The organism is Kitasatospora sp. NPDC004531 (assembly GCF_053602195.1).
Map to the genome: position 1 here is coordinate 1 of NZ_JBSGDD010000023.1, position 19,191 is coordinate 19,191.

The 19,191-nt window shown below is 75.0% G+C and carries 17 protein-coding genes; 10 read left to right on the forward strand and 7 right to left on the reverse strand.

Features of this window, described 5'->3' with window-relative positions:
- From ACWEMJ_RS12785 to ACWEMJ_RS12810, 6 genes are all read left to right on the forward strand, one after another.
- The coding region (locus tag ACWEMJ_RS12785) for an aldo/keto reductase (RefSeq protein WP_452137029.1) at window positions 1–534 on the forward strand (534 nt) is incomplete at its 5' end.
- A gap of 100 nt (window positions 535–634) precedes the next feature.
- On the forward strand, window positions 635–1,618 hold the full coding sequence (locus ACWEMJ_RS12790; RefSeq protein WP_452137030.1) for a TIGR03571 family LLM class oxidoreductase: 984 nt from the start codon (window positions 635–637) through the stop codon (window positions 1,616–1,618).
- Window positions 1,619–1,724: 106 nt separating this feature from the next.
- Window positions 1,725–2,735, forward strand: coding sequence for an aldo/keto reductase (locus ACWEMJ_RS12795; RefSeq protein WP_452137031.1), 1,011 nt, complete (start codon window positions 1,725–1,727; stop codon window positions 2,733–2,735).
- A 31-nt stretch (window positions 2,736–2,766) separates the two neighbouring features.
- Window positions 2,767–3,186 (forward strand): SRPBCC family protein, encoded by a 420-nt coding sequence (locus ACWEMJ_RS12800; RefSeq protein ID WP_452137032.1) that lies wholly within the window; start codon window positions 2,767–2,769, stop codon window positions 3,184–3,186.
- Window positions 3,187–3,342: 156 nt separating this feature from the next.
- On the forward strand, window positions 3,343–3,927 hold the full coding sequence (locus ACWEMJ_RS12805) for an AMIN-like domain-containing (lipo)protein (RefSeq protein ID WP_452137033.1): 585 nt from the start codon (window positions 3,343–3,345) through the stop codon (window positions 3,925–3,927).
- Between the two features lie 50 nt (window positions 3,928–3,977).
- Window positions 3,978–4,577 carry a hypothetical protein gene (locus ACWEMJ_RS12810; protein ID WP_452137034.1) on the forward strand — a complete coding sequence of 200 codons (600 nt, stop codon included), beginning with the start codon at window positions 3,978–3,980 and terminating at the stop codon, window positions 4,575–4,577.
- Between the two features lie 90 nt (window positions 4,578–4,667).
- Here the strand turns inward: ACWEMJ_RS12810 and ACWEMJ_RS12815 are convergent, their stop codons facing one another.
- Window positions 4,668–6,422 (reverse strand): thiamine pyrophosphate-requiring protein, encoded by a 1,755-nt coding sequence (locus tag ACWEMJ_RS12815; protein ID WP_452137035.1) that lies wholly within the window; start codon window positions 6,420–6,422, stop codon window positions 4,668–4,670.
- A 219-nt stretch (window positions 6,423–6,641) separates the two neighbouring features.
- Here ACWEMJ_RS12815 and ACWEMJ_RS12820 point away from each other — a divergent pair, with 219 nt between their 5' ends.
- A complete protein-coding gene (locus ACWEMJ_RS12820; RefSeq protein ID WP_452137036.1) occupies window positions 6,642–7,784 on the forward strand; it encodes a polyprenyl synthetase family protein in 1,143 nt (380 codons plus the stop codon).
- A gap of 16 nt (window positions 7,785–7,800) precedes the next feature.
- On the opposite strand, the gene mvk is transcribed toward ACWEMJ_RS12820, so the two are convergent.
- A complete protein-coding gene (gene mvk / locus ACWEMJ_RS12825; RefSeq protein WP_452137037.1) occupies window positions 7,801–8,712 on the reverse strand; it encodes a mevalonate kinase in 912 nt (303 codons plus the stop codon).
- Window positions 8,709–9,995, reverse strand: coding sequence for a hydroxymethylglutaryl-CoA reductase, degradative (locus tag ACWEMJ_RS12830; RefSeq protein WP_452137038.1), 1,287 nt, complete (start codon window positions 9,993–9,995; stop codon window positions 8,709–8,711). Before ACWEMJ_RS12830 ends, mvk begins: the two co-directional genes overlap by 4 nt.
- A gap of 6 nt (window positions 9,996–10,001) precedes the next feature.
- Here ACWEMJ_RS12830 and mvaD point away from each other — a divergent pair, with 6 nt between their 5' ends.
- Both mvaD and ACWEMJ_RS12840 read left to right on the forward strand, forming a co-directional pair.
- Window positions 10,002–11,060: a diphosphomevalonate decarboxylase gene (gene mvaD, locus ACWEMJ_RS12835; protein ID WP_452137039.1), complete on the forward strand. Its 1,059-nt coding sequence runs from the start codon at window positions 10,002–10,004 to the stop codon at window positions 11,058–11,060.
- A gap of 5 nt (window positions 11,061–11,065) precedes the next feature.
- Complete coding sequence (locus ACWEMJ_RS12840) at window positions 11,066–12,115, forward strand: mevalonate kinase family protein (protein WP_452137040.1); 1,050 nt, start codon at window positions 11,066–11,068, stop codon at window positions 12,113–12,115.
- Window positions 12,116–12,158: 43 nt separating this feature from the next.
- Here ACWEMJ_RS12840 and ACWEMJ_RS12845 read toward each other — a convergent pair whose 3' ends face one another.
- The 4 genes from ACWEMJ_RS12845 to ACWEMJ_RS12860 all read right to left on the reverse strand — a co-directional run bounded on the left by ACWEMJ_RS12845 (window position 12,159) and on the right by ACWEMJ_RS12860 (window position 17,545).
- The gene (locus tag ACWEMJ_RS12845; RefSeq protein WP_452137041.1) at window positions 12,159–12,467 is read right to left on the reverse strand and encodes a hypothetical protein; all 309 of its coding nucleotides are present in this window, start codon (window positions 12,465–12,467) and stop codon (window positions 12,159–12,161) included.
- 689 nt (window positions 12,468–13,156) lie between these two features.
- Window positions 13,157–14,236, reverse strand: a complete 1,080-nt coding sequence (locus ACWEMJ_RS12850) for a terpene synthase family protein (RefSeq protein ID WP_452137042.1) — start codon at window positions 14,234–14,236, stop codon at window positions 13,157–13,159.
- Window positions 14,237–14,433: 197 nt separating this feature from the next.
- Entirely contained in the window at window positions 14,434–15,993 is a 1,560-nt protein-coding gene (locus tag ACWEMJ_RS12855) for a long-chain-fatty-acid--CoA ligase (protein ID WP_452137043.1), read from the reverse strand.
- 7 nt (window positions 15,994–16,000) lie between these two features.
- The gene (locus ACWEMJ_RS12860) at window positions 16,001–17,545 is read right to left on the reverse strand and encodes a class I adenylate-forming enzyme family protein (protein WP_452137044.1); all 1,545 of its coding nucleotides are present in this window, start codon (window positions 17,543–17,545) and stop codon (window positions 16,001–16,003) included.
- Window positions 17,546–17,746: 201 nt separating this feature from the next.
- On the opposite strand from ACWEMJ_RS12860, the gene hemA reads away from it, so the two are divergent.
- A complete protein-coding gene (gene hemA, locus ACWEMJ_RS12865) occupies window positions 17,747–18,988 on the forward strand; it encodes a 5-aminolevulinate synthase (protein ID WP_452137045.1) in 1,242 nt (413 codons plus the stop codon).
- Window positions 18,989–19,191: the final 203 nt, after the last annotated feature.

Consider the following 19,191-nt stretch of genomic DNA (forward strand, 5'->3'; position numbering starts at 1 on the left):
CTGGACACCGTCGACCTGTACCTGATCCACTGGCCCACCCCGGCCCGCGACCTGTACCTCGACTCCTGGCGGGCGATCGAGCGCCTCGCCGCCGAGGGCCGGATCCGCGCCGCGGGCGTCTCCAACTTCCAGCCCGCCCACCTCACCCGGCTGATCGACAACGGCGGCCTGGTGCCCGCCGTCAACCAGGTCGAGCTGCACCCCGGCCTCCAGCAGGCCGAACTGCGCGCCTTCCACGCGAAGCACGGCATCGCCACCGAGGCCTGGAGCCCGCTCGCCCAGGGCGCCGTCCTCGACGACCCGGCGATCACCGCGATCGCCGACCGCACCGGCAAGTCCCCCGCCCAGGTGGTGCTGCGCTGGCACCTGCAGCTCGGCAACCTGGTCATCCCCAAGTCCGTCACCCCGGCCCGGATCCGCCAGAACCTCGACGTCTTCGACTTCACCCTCACCGACGACGAGATGACCGCCGTCGCCGCCACCGACCGCGGCCTGCGCACCGGCCCGAACCCCGACGAGTTCAACGCAGCCTGACCGGCCCCGCATCTCCGGAAGCCCGCTGCCGGCCGGCCCTTCCCCGGCCGGCCCGCAGCGGGCTTCGTCCGTTCCACCGCTCCTGAGGACCGAATCACCCATGGCACCCCGTCACCCCGCCCTCGCCCGCCTCGCCCCCGGCGAAGGCCGGCTCACCCTCGGCCTGGAACTGCCCCTCGACAACGACTGGGGCCCCTCCCGGCAGACCGCCGACCGCGCCGCCGGCCGCCCCCACGGCGTCCCGGACCTCGCCGACCACGCGCGCCTCGCCCGGCTCGCCGACCGGCTCGGCTTCGCCGGCCTCTGGGTGCGCGACGTCCCGCTGTTCGACCCCGTCCGCTTCGGCGACGCCGGGACGGTCTTCGAGACCTTCACCCACCTCGGCCACCTCGCCGCCGTCACCGAGCGCGCCGTCCTCGGCACCGCGGCCGTCGTCCTGCCGCTGCGCGAACCGCTGCTCGTCGCCAAGGCCGCCGCCACCGTCGACGCGCTCTCCGGCGGCCGGATGCTGCTCGGCCTCGCCAGCGGCGACCGCCCCGTCGAGTACCCGCTCTTCGGACGGGACTTCGAGGCCCGCGGCACCGCCTTCCGCGAAGGCCTGCACACCCTGCGCGCCGCCTGGCGACCCGGCCCGCTGGAGCTGCCCGCGGCGGGGCTCGGCCCCGAGTTCCAGCTGGAGGTGCTGCCGAAGCCCGCGCAGCAGGGCATCCCGATCGCCGTCGCCGGCGGCGCCCAGCAGAAGCCCGAGTGGGTCGCCGAGCACGCCGACGCCTCGCTCAACTACCCGCGCGACCTGGGCGCGCTGCGCCTGCGGACCCGCCAGTGGCGCGAACTCGCGGGCGACAAGCCGTACTTGACCCCGATGGTGCTCGCCCTCCAGGAGGACCCGCAGGCCCCGGCCCGTCCGATCCGGCTCGGCCTCAGCACCGGCCGCGACGCCCTGATCGAGCACCTGGGAACGATGGCGCAGCTCGGGGTCTCGCACGTCTCCTTCAACCTGCGGCCCAACGACCGGCCGGTGGAGGAGGTCCTTCAGGAGCTCGCGGAGCACGTCCTGCCGCACTTCGCCGGGCCCGAGGCATAGCGCGTTTGCATTAGCCCGCGCATGCAACTATTGTCTAAGCATGTAAGGCGCGTTCGCATCTTCTGACTCCGTGCGTCGCGCACCCTCCGTTCGAAAAGGCACCGCCATGACCCTCAAGAACCTCCTCCCCGGCAAGCTCGGCTTCGGCACCGCCCCGCTGGGCAACATGTTCCGCGCGATCCCCGACGAGGAGGCCCGCGCCACCGTCGAGGCCGCCTGGGACCAGGGCATCCGCTACTACGACACCGCCCCGCTCTACGGCGCGGGCCTGGCCGAGGAGCGCCTCGGCGAGGTGCTCTCCGGCAAGCCGCGCGACGCGTACGTGCTGTCCACCAAGGTCGGCCGCGTCATCCTCGACGAGCACGAGAGCGACAACCGCGACCTCGGCGAGAAGGGCGGCCTGTTCGAGCACGGCAACCCCAACAAGATCCTCCACGAGTGGACCGCGGAGGCCACCGAGCGCTCCATCGAGGGCAGCCTCAAGCGCCTGGGCACCGACCGCCTGGACATCGTCTGGGTCCACGACATCGCCCAGGACTTCCACGGCGACGCCTGGCTGGCCAAGTTCGAGGAGGCCCGCACCGGCGCCTTCCGCGTCCTGTCCCGGCTGCGCGACGAGGGCGTCATCAAGGCCTGGGGCCTGGGCGTCAACAAGACCGAGCCGATCGAGCTCACCCTCGCCCTCGACGAGCCGCAGCCCGACGGCTTCCTGCTCGCCGGCCGCTACACCCTGCTCGACCACGAGCACGCCCTCCAGCGCCTGCTGCCGATGGCGCAGGAGCAGGGCGTCGACATGGTCGTCGGCGGCCCCTACAGCTCCGGAATCCTCGCCGGCGGCGCCCACTTCGAGTACCAGCAGGCCCCCGCGCACATCATCGAGCGCGTCACCCGGCTGAAGGGCCTGGCCGCCGACCACGGCGTCTCCATCAAGGCCGCCGCCCTGCAGTTCTCGCTCGCCCACCCCGTCTCCGCCGCCGCCGTCCCCGGCGCCACCCGGCCCAGCCGCATCGCCGAGGACGTCTCCGCACTGAACGAGACCGTCCCGGCCGCGTTCTGGCAGGAGCTGCGCGCCTCCGGCCTGGTCAGCCCGGCCGCCCCGCTGCCCGCCGGCGCCTGAACCGCAACCCCTTGATCCGAAAGGACCGACCATGGCTTCCACCTCCGTCAGCCGCACCGTCCCCGGCACCCCCGAGCAGGTCTGGGCCCTCATCGGCGGCTTCGACGCCCTGCCCGACTGGCTGCCCTACATCCCCGAGAGCGTCGCCGTCGAGGGCGGCCGCGTCCGGCAGTTGAAGAACCCCGAGGGCGAGGTGATCGTCGAGCGCCTCGTCGACTTCAACGAGACCGAACGGCAGTACAGCTACGCCATCCTGCAGGCCCCGTTCCCGGTCGACGGCTACGTCTCCACCATCCGCGTGGACGCCGTCCCCGGCCGCGACGACCTCGCCGAGGTCCAGTGGTCCGGCCGCTTCAACCCCGTGAACGCCACCGAGCAGGAGGTCGTCGACCTCTTCCACGGCATCTACGCCGACGGCCTCGACGCGCTGGACAAGACCCTCGCCGGCTGACGCCACGCCTCCACCCGCACGGCCCGGACACGCACCCACGTGGCCGGGCCGCGGCATGTCCGCAAGGACCGCTCACCGAGGTGACACCTTTCGGCGTGCCGACGCGTGGATCATTACGGGCCGGCCATCGGGGCCGGCGGGGAAAGGGGAAACGACATGCGACGGTGGACCACCGCGCTGGCTGCCGTGGTGCTCGCCGCGGGGGTGGCGGCGACCGCGGTCCCGACGGCCTCGGCCGTCACCGCCACCACCGGCTGCTCGACCGGCTGGGGGAGCCTCGACCGGCAGGACCGGAGCGTCCCGTACCAGCCGCAGGCGCTGACGAACGTCCGCACCGGCACCCACGAGTGCTTCGACCGCCTGGTGATCGACGTCCCGGGCACCTCGCCGACGAACCCGCTCGCCTACCGGGTGCACTACACGGACGGCAACACCGTCTACCAGGCCGGCTCCGGCAAGCCGATCCAGGTGGGCGGCGGCGCCGTCCTGGAGATCGTCGTCGGGGCGAGCAGCTACGATCCCGCCACCGGGCAGAGGGTCTACCCGGCCCGGTCGGGCGACCCGCTGCCGGGCGTCGACCTCACCGGCCACCGCACCTTCGTGGACGCCCGCTTCGCCGGCAGCATGGAGGGCGAGAGCCAGTTCGGCCTCGGCGTCCGGGCCCGCCTGCCGTTCGAGGTCTTCCAGCTCGACAACCGGCTCGTCATCGACGTCGCCCACAGCTGGAGCACCGCCGGCTGACCTCGGGGGGCGGCGCAGGATCGGCACCCGGGGGAGTGGACAATGGGGCGGTGCTGGAGATTCTGCCGGGGATCGGCGTCGCCCTGCCGGCCGGGGCCGGGACGCTCAGGTTCGGAACGGGCCCCGAGGAGGTCCGCGCGCTGCTGGCGGCCGCCACCCGGGTCCACCTGGAGCGGCAGTGCATGTCGCTGACGCGCGCCGGCTACCCGGAACTCCGGCACGCCCACGCCGCGTGGCTCTCCCGCATGCTCTTCGACCCCGCGTGGAACACCGCCGCCGCCTTCGGCGACGTCGTCCTGACCGTCGCGGGCGGCGGCCCCGGCCGCCCGGACCGCCTCACCCGGATCGCCGTGGACCGCAAGCGCACCGGGAGTGCCACTCCCGTGGTGTGGGACGGCGTCGACCTGTTCGAGAACCCCGCCCAGGACGTCCTGTCCGTGCTGCCGGGACCCGCCCGCCCGTCCGCGCCGCCGCCCTCGGAGGTGACGGTGGAGTCGCTCGGGCTGCGGCTCCACCTGCCGGCCTCGGGAGCCGGCGACCACTGGTCGCAGGCGGTGCTGTTCGGGGCGCCCGACGGGTGGGAGCGGTGCTGCACGGGCGCCTTCGCATGCGCCGAGGGCGGCGACCCGCTCGTCGGGATTTTCCGGTAGCGGGCAGCCGCTCCCGCCGGGAGACCCGGGTGAACCGCGCGGACGGCGCGGGCGGGAGCTCCGGAGGCGGGGCGCCGGCCGCCGTCCGGGTCAGCTCCTGCCGCTGCCGGGCAGGAACTCCTGCATCTTCGACTTGACGCCCTGGCGCACCACCGCGGTGCGGTCGCTGTCCCCCTTGAGGACGGACAGCGCGGCCGCCTTGATCTGGTCCCAGGTGGCGTGGGGCGGGATCGGCGGCACGGCCGGGTCGGTGCGGAAGTCGATGACGAACGGCCGCTGCGCCGCCAGCGCCCTGGTCCAGGCCGGTCCCACGTCCTCCGGCCGCTCGACCCGGACCCCGTCCAGCCCGAACGTCCGGGCGATGTCGGCGTACGGCACGTCCGGCAGGCTCTGCGACGGCTCGAACTGCGGCGCGCCCTGCATCGCGCGCATCTCCCAGGTGACCTGGTTCAGGTCGCGGTTGTTCAGCACCGCGACGACCAGGCGCGGGTCCGACCACTCCCGGCAGTACTTGGCGGCGGTGATCAGCTCGGCCAGGCCGTTCATCTGCATCGCCCCGTCGCCGACGATCGCGATCGCCGGCCGGTCCGGGTGGGCGAACTTCGCGCCGATCGCGTACGGCACCCCCGGCCCCATGGTGGCCAGCGTGCCCGACAGCGAACCCCGCATGCCGTCGCGGAAGCGCAGGTGGCGGGCGTACCAGTTGGCCGCCGACCCGGAGTCCGCGGTCACGATCGCGTCGTCCGGCAGCAGCGCGTCCAGCGAGTGGACGACGTACTCGGGGTTGACCGGGTCGGCGCCCACCTCGGCGCGGCGCTGCATGACCTCCCACCAGCGCGCGGCGTTGTCCTCCACCGTCTTTCGCCAGGAGCCGTCCGCCCTGGCCTCCAGCAGCGGGACGAGCCGGCGCAGCGACTGGGCGGCGTCGCCGACCAGATTGACCTCGAACGGGTAGCGCAGCCCGACCATGGCCGGGTCGAGGTCGATCTGCACCGCCCGGGCCTGGCCGAACTCGGGCAGGAACTGGCTGTACGGGAAGCTGGAGCCCACCACCAGGAGCGTGTCGCAGTCGCGCATCATCTCGTACGAGGCGCGGGTGCCGAGCAGGCCGATCGACCCGGTGACGTACGGCAGCGTGTCGGGCAGCGCGTCCTTGCCGAGCAGCGCCTTCGCCACGCCGGCGCCGAGCAGGTCCGCCACCCGCATCACCTCGGGCCGGGCGTGCCGCGCGCCCTGGCCGACCAGCATCGCGACCTTCTGCCCGGCGTTGAGGACCTCCGCCGCCCTCGCCAGCTCCGCGTCGGTCGGGATCGGCGCGTACTGCGGCACGCCGAGGCTGGACGGGACCTGCTTGAACGCGTGCGCGGGCGGCTCGTGGTCCAGCTCCTGCACGTCGCCGGGGATGATCAGGGCGGTGACCGTGCGCCGCGTCGCGGCGATCCGCATCGCCCGGTCGAGCACGTTCGGCAGCTGCGCGGGGACGGTGACCACCTCGCAGTACTCCGAGGCCACGTCCTTGTACAGCGCGGCCAGGTCGACCTCCTGCTGGTAGGAGCCGCCCATCGCGGTGCGGTCGGTCTGCCCGACGATCGCCACCACCGGGACGTGGTCGAGCTTCGCGTCGTACAGCCCGTTCAGCAGATGGATCGCGCCCGCGGAGAACTTCGCGTACCCGACGGCCTCGAAGGCGGCCATCTCCTCGTGCCGGGCCTGCACGAACCGGGGCCGGTCCCCGGCGCGGCCCCACGCGGCGAGCAGCCCGTTGATGCCGTCGCCCGGGTAGGCGAAGACGTACTCCACCTGCCACTCGCGCAGCCGTTCGAGAACGTAGTCGGAAACCTTCATCACCAGCTCCTCCGCAGCGCGGTTGCGACCCCCGAGGCCCGGCCGGCCCAGCCACGCGGCTAACCGCTCGCGCCCGCGCAAAACCACCGGCCCGGCCGGCCGACTCCGGCGACCCCCGCGGCCGGACGGCGGCAGGTGCCGGGTGGACGGATCCGACCAGGGCTAGCAGCGTGGAAGCCGGACGGACCACGCCCCCGGTGAAAGCTCTGGTGAATCCCCGTGGCCTTCGACCGAACACCCCCGGCCGCGCACCCCGCTCCGGCCCCCCGCGGGCCCGGGCCCCCGTGGCGGCGGCCGGGACCGGACGAGATCCGCAGGCGCGTCGACCGGGTCCTCGCGGAGTTCCTCGCCGCCAAGACGGCCCGGGCGCGCAGGGCGGGGCTGCCCGACGACGCGCCGACCGCGCTGGCCGACTTCGTCGCCGCCGGCGGCAAACGGATCCGGCCCGTGCTGTGCCTGCTGGGCTGGCAGGCCGCCGGCGGCACCGGCGAGCAGGGCCTGACGCGGGCCGTCCGGGTCGGCGCCGCGCTGGAGATGTTCCACGCCTTCTGCCTGGTCCACGACGACGTCATGGACCACTCCGACACCCGCCGCGGCCGGCCGACCGTGCACCGCGCCCTGGCCGCCCGCTACCGCGAAGGACGCACCCGCGAGCTCGCCGACGACATCGGCACCAGCGTCGCCGTCCTCACCGGCGACCTCGCCCTACTGTGGTCCGACGAACTCCTCCAGGAAGCGGCGGCCGGGCTCGCCGGGCACCGCCGCGCCGGGCTGCGCCCGCTGGTCGACGCCATGCGCGAGGAGGTGATGTACGGGCAGTGCCTCGACCTGGTCGCCACCGGCCGGCCCACCGCCGACACCGGGCCGGCGTGGACGGTGATCCGCTACAAGACCGCCCTGTACACCTGCGTGCGGCCCCTGCAGATCGGGGCAGCCCTCGCCGGGGCCGACCAGGCGCTCCACGAGCGGCTGAGCGCGTTCGGGACACCGCTGGGCGAGGCGTTCCAGCTCCGCGACGACCTCCTCGGAGCGTTCGGCCGCCCCGAGGAGACCGGCAAGAGCGCGCTGGACGACCTGCGCGAGGGCAAGCACACCGTCCTCGCCGCCCTCGCCCACCGCGGCGCGACCCCCGCCCAGGCGCCGCTGCTGCACGCCCTCTACGGCAACCCGCTGCTCGGCGACGCCGACGCCGAGACCCTGCGGGCGCTGCTGCGCGACACCGGCGCCGACCGGGAGGTCGAGCGGATGATCGCCGACCGGCACGAGCGGGCGACGGCCGCCCTGGCGGGCCTGCCGGCGCCCGACGAGGTGCGGGAACAGCTGCGGGCGCTGGCCGACCGGGTCGCCTGGCGGACGTCCTGACCTCGCCCGGTCGGGTTCAGCGGGTCGCGCGGATGCGGGTGGTGAACGCCTCGAAGCCGGCGGCGCGAAGAGCCCGGACGACGGCCTGCGGGGCATCGGGGGCGAGGGCGACGATCGCGCCGCCGCCTCCGGCGCCGGTCAGCTTCGCGCCCAGGGCCCCGGCTGCACGGGCGGCGGCCCGCGCGCGGTCGAGCGCGGGCGTGGACAGGCCCAGGCCGGCCAGCTGTGCGTGGGCCTCGTCCAGCAGCACGCCCAGCGCGGGCAGATCACCTGCGCGGAGGGTGTCGCGCCCGGCGGCGGCGAGGGCGCCGAGCCGGCGGAACGCGTGGCGCGCCGTGTCGGGCCTGTCGTTCTCGTAGCGGCGCACGCGCCGGATCTGGTCGGCGGTGGAGCGCCGGTCGCCGGTGGCCGCCACCACGAGGGCGAGGTCGCGTCCGACCGCCAGCGGCACGGCGCGGGGCCGGGCGGCCGGGTCGAACCAGACGGGCACGTCGAGGACGACCGCGGCGACGTCCAGGCCGGAGGACGTTCCGTGGAAGGCGGCCTCGACGGCGGTGGCGCGCTCCCACAACTCGTCCCGGCCCAGGCGCCGGCCGGTGAGGTCGGCCAGCGCCCGCAGCAGGGCGGTGCTGAGGGCGGCGGAGGAGCCGAGTCCGCAGCCGGCCGGGACCTCGGAGTCGACGTGCACCGCGACCTCGTCCGGATCGAGGCCGAAGCCGCCCGCGGCCAGGGCGATCGCGGCCCCGAGGCGCGGATCCGCCGGCGCCCCGGCCGTGCGGGCGCCGGCGGGGCAGTGGCGCAGGGTCGCGGTGAGAGCGAGCGTGCGGTCGAGGGGGACGGCGACGGCAGGACGGCCGCGGCCGACGGCGTGCTCGCCGAACAGGATCACCTTGCCCGGCGCGCTCGCCGTGGCGGCCCGCGCCGTCACGGTGCGGGGCCGCGGGTGCGGCGGTGCAGCGCCATGTGGCCCTGCTGGATGCCCTCGTCGGCCAGCGCGCGCAGCGCGGCGAGGTTCTGGGCGAGGCCCACGGCCGCCATCACGGCGGCGAGTTCCCGGGCGCCGGTGACGCCGAGCAGGCGCAGCGACAGGCCGGCGCGGGGGTTGCCGGTGATCCGGGCGCCGACGGTGCCGACGGCGAGGGGGAGCTCGATGCGGCCGGTGAGGTGGCCGTCGGTGTGGTGCCAGGTGGCGAGCGGCTGGTAGGCGCCGGTGCGGGCGGCGTAGGCGTGGGCGCCGGCCTCGATGGCCCGCCAGTCCTGGCCGGTGGCCAGTGCGAGGGAGTCGATGCCGTTCATGATGCCCTTGTTGTGGGTCACGGCCCGGTGGGGGCTCGCCGCCGCCAGGTCGCACGCCCGGGCGATCCGCCGGGCCACGTCGCGGCCCGGGCGCTCGCGGGTGTGCAGCAGTTCCTCGGGCAGGCAGGCGCGGGCGCGGGCGAGGCGCCGGTCGGCGAGGTTGGAGACGATGCGGATGTTGGCGGTGCCGCCGGTGACCTCCAAGAGGCGCGGGGCCATCTCCTCGACCAGGGCGTTGACGGCGTTGGCGCCCATGGCGTCGCCGACGTCGGTCTCCAGATGCACGAGCAGGCTGCCGTCGGGCAGGGCGGTGGCGGTGACCGCGCGGGCCCCGCAGCCGCGCGCCACCATGCGGGGCTGCAGTGCCCTGGCCTGCTCGACCAGGCGGCCGGCCGCCCGCTCGACCCGCTCCGCGGCCGCCCGGGCGTCCGCCAGGTCGATGACGTGGATCTGGCCCGTCATCAGCGAAGGCGCGGCCTCGGCCTCGATGCCGCCGGCCCGGCGGACCAGGCGTGCGGCGTTGGACGCGGCGGCGACCACGGACGGCTCCTCGGTGACCATCGGAACGAGGCGGTCACGGCCGTTCACCAGGAAGTTCACGGCGACGCCGTAGGGCAGCGCGAACACGCCGACCGCGTTCTCGATCAGCAGGTCGGCGTGCGGCGCATCGAGCGGGACGTCGCTCGCGAGTGCCTCCAGATCCGCCGGGCACAGCCCCGCGGCCTCGGCAAGGGCGTCTCGGCGTTCCTGCAGAGGCAGCCGGTGGAAGCCCGGCAGTCGGGACGTCATGGCAGGTCGTCTTCTTCCCCGGACGGCACCATAGCGGGCACATTTCATGCTAGGCCCGCCCGTGGAAGGGCGGAATCCGGGACGGGCAGCGCCCTTTTGCGGGGCCCCGCCCGGGGCGCGCACCATCGACGTATGGCAGGGTTCGCGCGAGCGCCGGCCCCGAGCGGCGCAGGGCGGCCGGCCGTGGTCCGGGCCCGGGCCCAGGCGAACGTCGCCCTGGTGAAGTACTGGGGAAAGGCGCCGGGGCCCGGCCACGGACCGGCCGGGCCGAGCCTGTCCCTGACCCTGGACGGCCTCTCCTCCTCCGCCCGCGTGGCGGAGCGCACCGGCAGGGCCCGGGTGGACCTCGCCCGCTGGGAGCCGCCCGCGCCGAACGGGGACCTCCTCCGGTTCGTCGCCGGCACCCGCGCCCGGCTGGGCATCGCACGCCCGGTGGAGGTCACCGTGACCTCCGACTTCCCGGTCGCCGCCGGCCTCGCCTCCTCCGCCTCCGCCTACGCGGCGCTCACCCACGCGCTCGCCGAACTCGCGCCGACCCGCCCGCCGCCGGACGAACTCGCGGCGCTCGCCCGGTACGGCTCCGGGTCGGCGTGCCGGTCGATGCTCGGCGGATTCGTCCAGTGGCAGCCCGGCGACGGCGGCGGCAGCGTCACCCAGGTCGCCCCCGCCGCGCACTGGCCGCTGACGGTCCTGGTCGCCGTGACCCGCACCGGCCCCAAACGCGTCCCGTCCCGCGAGGGCATGCACCGCACCAGGGAGACCTCGCCGTTCTACGACGCCTGGCTCACCGCGGGCGCGGGCGACCTCGACACCGTGCGGGAGGCCGTGCTCGCCCGCGACCTCGGCGCCCTCGGCCCGGCGGCGGAGCGCAACGCCCTGCGCATGCACGCCGCCATGCTCGGCGCCGACCCGCCACTGCTGTACTGGGAGCCCGCCACCGTTGCGGTGATCCGCGAAGTGTGGCGGCTGCGCGAGCGCGGCGTGCCCGCGTACTTCACCGTCGACGCCGGGCCGCAGGTGAAAGTGCTGTGCGAGGCCCCCGACGCCCGGCGCGTGCTGCGCGCACTCGCCCGCGTCCCCGGCGTCCTGCACGTCCTGCGCACCCGCCCCGGCGGGCCGCCCCGCACCCTCGCCGGGCCCCCGCCCCGGACCGCCCGCGGCACGGCGGGCCACCGGGGCGGTGCGCGGTGAACGACGTGGCGGTGTTCGCACCCGGCAGCCTGTACGTCATCGGCGAGTACGCCGTCCTGCACGGCGGCCGGGCCCTGCTCGCCGCCGTCGACTCCGGCATCGAATGCCGCACCGAGCCCAGCCGGCGCGGCTGGCGCCTCCACGCCCCCGACCTCCGCCTCGACGCCCCCCTGGACGAGGTGCCCGCAGGGACCGGCGGCGCGCTCCTCGCGGCGGCGGCCAGGGCCGGACGCACCGCATTCCCCGGCCCGGGCCCGCTGCGGATCACCGTCCGAGGCCGCGGCCGCCACGCCCACCGCAAAGTCGGCCTCGGCGGCAGCGCCGCCGCCACCGTCGCCGTGCTCGGCGCGCTCGCCGCCACCGCCGGCCACGACACCACCGCCCCCGCCCTGCGCCGCGCCCTGCTGCCGCTCGCCGTCGACGTCCACCGCGCCCACCAGCACGGACGCGGCAGCGGCGGCGACATCGCCGCCTCCCTCACCGGCGGCTGGACCGCCTACCGCACCGCCGGCCGGCACCCCCGGGCCGAAGCCGTCGACCTCCCGCCCCGGCTGCGCCTCACCGCCGCCTTCAGCGGCATCACCGTCGACACCCCCACCGGCATCGACCGCTTCCACCGCCTGGGAGAAGGCGCCGACGCGTTCCTCGCCGGCCTGCACGCGGAACTCGACCGGTTCTGGAGCGCCGCCCGCACCGGCGACTGGGACGCGCTGCGCCGCCCGATCCTCGCCTACGGCGTCCTGCTCGACCGCCTCGCGCACCGCATCGCCCCGCGCGAGGCCGCCGACCGCACGGCGCTGCTGACGGCGGCGGCCGCCCACCGCGGCGCTGCCGCCAAGACCTCCGGCGCGGTCGGCGGCGACTGCGTCATCGCGCTGGCCACCGACCACGCGCTCCTCGCCGACATCCGCGCCCGCTGGCGGCGCCTCGAAGCCGAGCCCCTGGACCTCGCGCCCGACACCGAAGGCCTGCGTCCCCTCACCGCCGTGCCGCCGGCCGGCGGAGCACGCGCGGCGGCGCCGGACCGGACGGAACAGCCGGGCGACCCGGGATGAGCGGGCCGCCCCGTCCGGCTGTCCCGGCCGTTTCGGCCGACGGTCAGCGGAACACGGCGCGGGTCTCGCGGTAGCGGGGGCTGCGGAGCTGCCACAGCCAGGTCGCCCGCAGGACGTCCTGGACGCCGTGGGTGAACTCCTCGATCCCGGAACGCGGTTCGCCCGGGGCGAGGCGGGCGGCGGCGGACCGCAGGGCGGCCGTCGCGGCCAGGAACTCGACGGTGTGGCGCCGGACGCGGGCCATGGTGGCGGCGATCGCCTCGACCAGGGTGAGCGAGGGGCGGACGAGGGCCTCCACGGCGACGGCGTTGGCGTCGCAGCCCTCGCGGAACTCGCGGGGGAAGGAGAACACGTCGTTGGACAGGCAACTGGCGGCGCAGATCCGGTGGGCGGCCCGGTCCAGCGGAGCGGCGGCGCCGCAGTCCTCGACGGCGCGGCGGCATGTCGAGGTGCTCCACCCACTGCCGGACGAACAGCTCGTACCACTGCGGCGTCGAGTCGGCCCGCAGCTCGTCGAGGACCAGGAGCATCGCCTCCTCCACGCCGTCGGTGGCGTCAACGGCCCCGCTGCCCGCGGCTGTTCGGCACAGCGCGACGATCCGCTCCCGGACGCGGGCGGCCGCCAGGCGCTCCGCCGGCGTCATGGCCGCGAACTTCTCGCGCTCGATGGTGTCGTCGAGGTACCAGTTGATCGCGTACAGCTCGTTCAGGACGGTGAGTCGCTCCCGGCTCGCCCCCGGGTAGAGGTACGCCGACATGTCGCAGACGTGCTCGCTGAGGCCCGGCAGCCAGACGCCCTGCCGCCGGGCGAAGCGTTCGGCCGCCGAACTGCTCGCCGCCGCATGCCGGTTGGGGGTGAGGCGGCGGCAGTAGGCGTCGATGGAGAACCCGTCGTGGTCGAACATGTCCCGCAGGGCGAGCGGCTGCCGCCCGCGTGCGGCCAGCAGCTCGCCGCACTCGTCGCGGAGCCGGGCGAAGCGTTCGGCGTGCACGGCCGTGTACGGGACGGCGCCGGTCATCTCGGACCCTCCTCCACCCGCGTCAGTCCAGCTCCCACCACCAGGACACCGCCGGGTAGGGGAGCGGGCGGTCGTCGGACGGCGGGGTGTCGGTGAACCCGTTCCACACCAGCTCGACGGTGTCGGGCCCGCAGCGGGTGTAGCGGGCGGCGCTCCGGCCCCAGTACAGGTCGTTGCAGACGACGGCGAGCGAGATGTCGATCATCGTGCGGGTGTCGCGGCTGAGCGGGCGCCGGGCGGTGCGCTCGGCCAGCCGGAACGCCCGGTGGGTCATCCGGTCGCGGATCGAGGCGAGCCGCCGCGCCGCCTCGTCGGCGCGCTCCGCGTGTTCGCGCATCAGGATCGGGACGGGGGCGGGCTCGGCGAGCGGGTCGCGGCCCGCCCGCCGGGCCGCCCACTCCTCCTTGGGAAAGGAGTACAGGTCGTTGTCCAGGGCGATCAGCAGACCGCAGGCCTGGGTGACGGCCCGGACCAGCGGATCGTGGCGTTCGTCCTCGGGCACCCGCAGCCCGGCCGCGATCTCGGCGCAGGTGAGGGTGCCGGGGCCCAGGCCGAGGTCCGGGCGGACGGTCAGGAAGGTGGCGAAGTCGGCGGGCCGGCCGGTGCCGCGGTACGCCGATTCGCACAGCGCGGAGAAGGCGGCGGCCTTGCTGTCGGTGAGCCAGCGCGACCAGAGCGCGGCCGTGGTGGCGGCCCTGATCCGGGCGGAGAGGTCGGCGACCGCCGGGTAGAACGGGTCGTCGGGAAGCGCACCGGTGTCCGTCGTGGTCGCGGCGTAGTTGAGCCCCTGGAACCACAGGCACAGGGCGGCCGTGTCGGCGGACACCGGGCCGGCATCGGTGCGCCGGTCGTCGAACGAGAACGCCAAGTAGGCCCATTCGACGCCGAGTTCGACGAGGTCCGTGGGGGCGTCCGGCGTCATCCGGCTCATCAGCTCGTGGGAGCGGGTGTCCGCGGCCCGCGCCCGGTCGGCCGCGTCGGCGAACAGCCCGGCCGCGTCCAGCCGGTCCAGGGCACGCCGCTCCAGCAGCGCCTCGTCCGGGTGCGGGCGGGGCGGCGGCAGCGGGCAGTACAGCGGCGGTACCTCGAACCGGGCGCTCACCGGACACCAACTCCCTCGATCGCCCCCGACCGCCGGACGACCGACCCGCCCGGGCCCGCGTCCCCAACCGCGGCCCGGCGCACGGACGGCGCCGGGCCGGCGCTCCTACACCGATGATGCGCGCCCCGAACAGGGCCGTGCAAAGCGGCGGGGGGCCGCGGCAGTGACCGGCCGCCGGTCGGCCCGGCGGGCGGCGCTCAGCGGTCGGGCCGGTCCGTGGCGGTCAGTCGGGCGACCAGTTCGCGTTTGAGGACCTTGCCGCTGGGGCCGAGGGGGAAGGCGTCCACGAACTCCACCCGGCGCGGGTACTTGTAGGGCGCCATCCGCTCGCGGCACCAGGCGGTGATCTCGGCGCCGAGGGCCGGGCCCGGCGTGGTGCCGGGGCGGGCGCGGACCACCGCGCAGACCTCCTCGCCGTGGACGGGGTGGGGGAGTCCGACGACGGCCGCCTGGGCGATCGCCGGGTGGTGGGCCAGGACGTCCTCCACCTCGCGCGGGTAGACGTTGTAGCCGCCGCGCAGCACCACGTCCTTCTTGCGGTCGACGATGGAGAGGTAGCCCTCGGCGTCCTTCACGCCGAGGTCGCCGGAGCGGAACCAGCCGTCCACGACGGCCTCGGCGGTCGCCTCCGGCCGGTTCAGGTAGCCGGCCATCACGTTGTGCCCCCGGATGACGATCTCCCCGGTCTCGCCGGCGGGCAGCAGCTCGATCCGGTCCGCCACCTCGGCCCGGGCGATCTCGACCTCGACGCCCCAGATCGGCCGGCCCACCGTGCCGGGCCTGAGCGGCCACGCCTTCTGGTTGTAGGCCACCACCGGGGACGTCTCGGTCAGCCCGTACCCTTCCAGGACGGGGCAGCCGAACGTCTCCCGGAAGGCGTCCAGGACCGCCACCGGCAGTGCGGCGCCGCCGGAGAACGCGCGGTCGAGCGCGGGCCTGCGCGGGTCGGCGCGGGCCGCCTCCAGGAGCGCCGTGTACATCGTGGGGACCCCCATGAACACGGTGCAGCCCTCGCGCACCATGAGGTCCAGCGCGCCCGGCCCGTCGAAGCGCGGCATCAGCACCATGGTGGCCCCCGCCCGGAAGCAGGTGTTCATGCCGCAGATCTGGCCGAAGGTGTGGAACAGCGGCAGGCAGCCGAGCAGGACGTCGTCCGCGGTGAAGTCGAACGGCGACAGCATGGTGGTGTCGACGTTCATCACCACGTTGAGGTGCGTGAGCTGGGCGCCCTTGGGCCGGCCGGTGGTGCCGGAGGTGTAGAGGACCAGCGCGACGTCCCCGGCCTCGCGCGGCACCTGGCGGTCGATCGGGGCGCTGCGCGCCGCGAGCGCGTCCAGCCGCCGATCGGGGTCGCCCCCCTCCTCGTCCTCCAGGACGGTGAGCAGGGGGGTGCCGACCGCCTGCGCCGCCGGGCCGCCCTCGGCCAGCAGCGGGGCGGCGCAGACCAGCGCCGCCGCCCCGGAGTCCCGCAGCACGTACGCGATCTCCTCCGCCCGGAGCAGGGCGTGCACCGGCACCGCGACCGCGCCGAGCGCGAGCACGCCGAAGTAGGCCAGCGGGAAGTGCGGGGTGTTGGGCAGCAGCAGCGCCACCTTGTCGTCGGGGCCGATGCCCCGCGCGCGCAGGGCCGCCGCGTACCGCCGCGCCCCGTCCCACAGCTCGCGGTAGCTGATCCGCCGGGCGCCGGAGACGATCGCCGGGTGCTCCGGCCGGCGCAGCGCGGACTCGGCGAGGACGGCCGCCACGGAGAGCGTCACCGGGGGCTCACCCGCTCGCTTCCGCGGCCAGCCGCGCCTTGTCGGGCTTGCCGACGCCGGTGAGCGGCAGCGCGGCGCGGACCCGGATCCGCGCGGGCACGTGCTTGGGCGAGACGGTGGCCCGGACGTGTTCCGCCAGTTCGTCGGGGCCGGCCGTGCCCCCGTCGCGCAGCACCACGGCGGCGTGCAGGTACTCGATCCGGTCCGCGTCCCGGACGCAGAAGGCCGCGGCCTGCACGACGTCCGGGTGGGCCAGCAGGGCGTTCTCCACCGTCACCGGATGGATCTTGATGCCGTTGGTCTTGATCACCTCGCCGAGCCGGCCGCGCAGGTGGAGGTAGCCGTCCGGGTCGACGAAGCCGAGGTCGCCGGTGTGCACCCAGCCGTCGCGCACCGTCCGGGCGGTGAGTTCGGGCTCGGCCACGTACGCGCTCATCGTGAACGGCGAGCGGACGACGACCTCGCCGGTCTCGCCGGGCGGCAGGTCGCGGTGGTCGTCCGGATCGGTGATCCGGACCCAGTCCGGCATCGGGCGGCCGACCGTGGCCCGCAGCCGGGCGTCGAGGTGCTCGGCGGGCGAGAGCATGCTGACGAAGCCCGCCTCGCTGGTCGCGTACACCTGGAGCAGCACGTCGCCGAAGACCTTGACCGCCTCGGCGAGCCGCTCGGGGGACGCGGGGGAGCCCAGGTAGGTGACCATCTGCAGGCTGGACAGGTCGGTCGCGCCGACCTCCGGGTGGTCCATCAGCAGGTACAGCTGCGGCGGGGAGAGCAGCATCCGGGTGACCCGGTGCCGCGCGACGGCCCGCAGCACGTCGCCCGGGTCGAAGCCGTCCTGCAGGACCACCGAGCCGCCGGACGCGAGCGAGTCGTCGGCCGTGGCGCCGCTGGAGTGGCTGAGCGGGAGGAAGGCCAGGTAGACGGACTTCCACCGCATCTGGAGACCGGCGGAGATGAAGCCGTTGCGGGCCCGGAAGTCGAAGGCGATGCCCTTCGGTTCGCCGGTCGTCCCGCTGGTGTACGTCACCACCGCGGGCCGGTCGGGCGCGATGTCGATGCCGGAGGTGTCCAGCGCGTCCGCGTCCCCGGCCGTCAGGTCCAGGACGTCGGGGCCGAGGTCGCCGAGCGCGACCAGGGTGAGCGGGGCGCCCAGCCGCTCGCGCAGTTCGCGGGCGGCCGCGAGGTTCTCCGCGTCGACGGCCAGGTGCGTCGCCCCGGTGTCCCGGAGGATCTTGAGCTTGGCGCCGGCGGCCAGGCGGTCCGCCGGGTCGACCGCGTTGGTGGTGTGCAGGTGGACCACCGTGGCCCCGACCAGGTTCGCGGCGTACCGCAGGACCAGCGTCGGCGCGGTGTTGGTGACGGTCAGCACGGCGACCACGGTGTCGGCGCCGCTCCCGCCGGCCTGCCGGTGCAGGGCCTGCGCGGCCGACCGGACCAGGGCGGTCAGCTCCGCCGCGGTGAGCGTCCGGTCGCGCCAGGACAGGACCACTTTCTCCGGGTCCGCGGAGATTACCTCAAGGATTTGGCTGACGTACGTTTCTTCCGACGGCATGGGAAACTCCAGTCGTGCCGGTCCGAGGAATTTCCGCACAGCGTACAACAGGCAATGCGGGCCCACCAGGGAGGGAATCGGTAAATCGAGAGGACATCGATTGTCGCAGCCCGCGCCATCGAAATGATATTTCGCCCTGAGACACTTTCCTCCGCCGGTCCGGGCCCCGCATCGGTGCAGCCTTCGGAGAAAAGGGTCGTCATGAACCAATACCTGGAGCTCTTCTCGCTGCGCATGACGGAAGGTGGAGCGCCGAACGCGAAACGGGAGTTCCTGGAGATCGGCCGGATCGCCGGGAAATTCCCGGCGGCCCGGAGCCTGCGGGACGGGGTCGCCGCCGAGATCAGCGTGTGGTGCAGCAACGACTACCTGGGAATGGGCCAGCACCCGCTGGTCCTGGCGGCGGCCCGGGAGGCCCTCGACGAGTACGGCGCTGGCTCGGGCGGCTCCAGGAACATCGCGGGGACCAACCACTACCACGTGCTGCTGGAGAACGAACTGGCGGACCTGCACGGCAAGGAGGACGCCCTCCTGTTCACCTCCGGCTACACCGCCAACGACGGCGCCCTCACCGTCCTCGCCGGCCGGCCGGGGGACTGCGTCGTCTTCTCCGACGAGATGAACCACGCCTCGATCATCGACGGACTCCGCCACAGCGGCGCCGAGAAGCACATCTTCCGGCACAACGACACGGCGCACCTGGAAGAGCTGATCGCCGCCGCCGACCCCGACCGGCCGAAGATGATCGTCGTGGAGTCGGTCTACTCGATGGGCGGCGACGTCGCCCCGCTCGCCGAGATCGCCCGGATCGCCCGGAAGTACGGCGCGATGACCTTCCTCGACGAGGTCCACGCGGTCGGGATGTACGGGCCGGAGGGCGCCGGCATCGCCGCGAGCCTGGGCATCGCGGACCAGTTCACCGTCATCATGGGCACGCTCGCCAAGGGATTCGGCACCACCGGCGGGTACATCGCCGGCCCCGCCGCGCTGGTCGACGCGGTGCGCGGCCTGTCCCGTCCCTTCATCTTCACCACCGCCCTGCCGCCCGCGGTGGTCGCGGGCGCGCTCGCCGCCGTCCGGCACCTGCGCACCTCGGACGAGGAGCGCGAGCGGCTCCACGCGAACGCGCGGCTGACGCACCGGCTGCTCACCGAGTACGGCATCCCGTTCGTCTCCGACGGCTCCCACATCGTCTCGATCTTCGTCGGCGACGACGCGCTCGCCCGGCGGATCTCCGCCCTGCTGCTGGAACGCCACGGCATCTACGTGCAGGCGATCAACGCGCCGAGCGTGCGCGCGGGCCAGGAGATCCTGCGCAGCGCGCCCGGCGCCGTCCACCAGCCCGCGCAGGTCGAGGCGTTCGTCGCGGCGCTGGACGGGATCTGGCGGGAGCTGGGCGTGCCGCGCGCCCAGGACCCGCGGCCCGGCCGAACGGACGGCTGACCCGCCCCCCCGGGGTGCGCGCGCGGCCCCTGCGGCCGCTGCGCGCCCCTTCCGCTCCCCCCTGCCCGCGCCGTGTCGCGGCCTGCGCTATCGGGCCGCTATGCGGCGTCGGAAAGATCGACGTCGCAGGTCCGGTGACGGTTCGCACCGGGCCTGACGAAGGCGTCCCGTTGCGAACCGTCACCGGACCCGCGAGTGCGGGG

Excerpts from the sequence above, each read along its gene's own strand:
- ACWEMJ_RS12830 (WP_452137038.1), bottom strand. The coding sequence starts at position 9,995 with ATGGTGCGCGCCCCGGGCGGGGCCCCGCAAAAGGGCGCTGCCCGTCCC.
- ACWEMJ_RS12860 (WP_452137044.1), bottom strand. The coding sequence starts at position 17,545 with ATGCCGTCGGAAGAAACGTACGTCAGCCAAATCCTTGAGGTAATCTCC.
- ACWEMJ_RS12800 (WP_452137032.1), top strand. The coding sequence starts at position 2,767 with ATGGCTTCCACCTCCGTCAGCCGCACCGTCCCCGGCACCCCCGAGCAG.
- ACWEMJ_RS12795 (WP_452137031.1), top strand. The coding sequence starts at position 1,725 with ATGACCCTCAAGAACCTCCTCCCCGGCAAGCTCGGCTTCGGCACCGCC.
- mvaD (WP_452137039.1), top strand. The coding sequence starts at position 10,002 with ATGGCAGGGTTCGCGCGAGCGCCGGCCCCGAGCGGCGCAGGGCGGCCG.
- ACWEMJ_RS12805 (WP_452137033.1), top strand. The coding sequence starts at position 3,343 with ATGCGACGGTGGACCACCGCGCTGGCTGCCGTGGTGCTCGCCGCGGGG.
- ACWEMJ_RS12815 (WP_452137035.1), bottom strand. The coding sequence starts at position 6,422 with ATGAAGGTTTCCGACTACGTTCTCGAACGGCTGCGCGAGTGGCAGGTG.
- hemA (WP_452137045.1), top strand. The coding sequence starts at position 17,747 with ATGAACCAATACCTGGAGCTCTTCTCGCTGCGCATGACGGAAGGTGGA.
- ACWEMJ_RS12790 (WP_452137030.1), top strand. The coding sequence starts at position 635 with ATGGCACCCCGTCACCCCGCCCTCGCCCGCCTCGCCCCCGGCGAAGGC.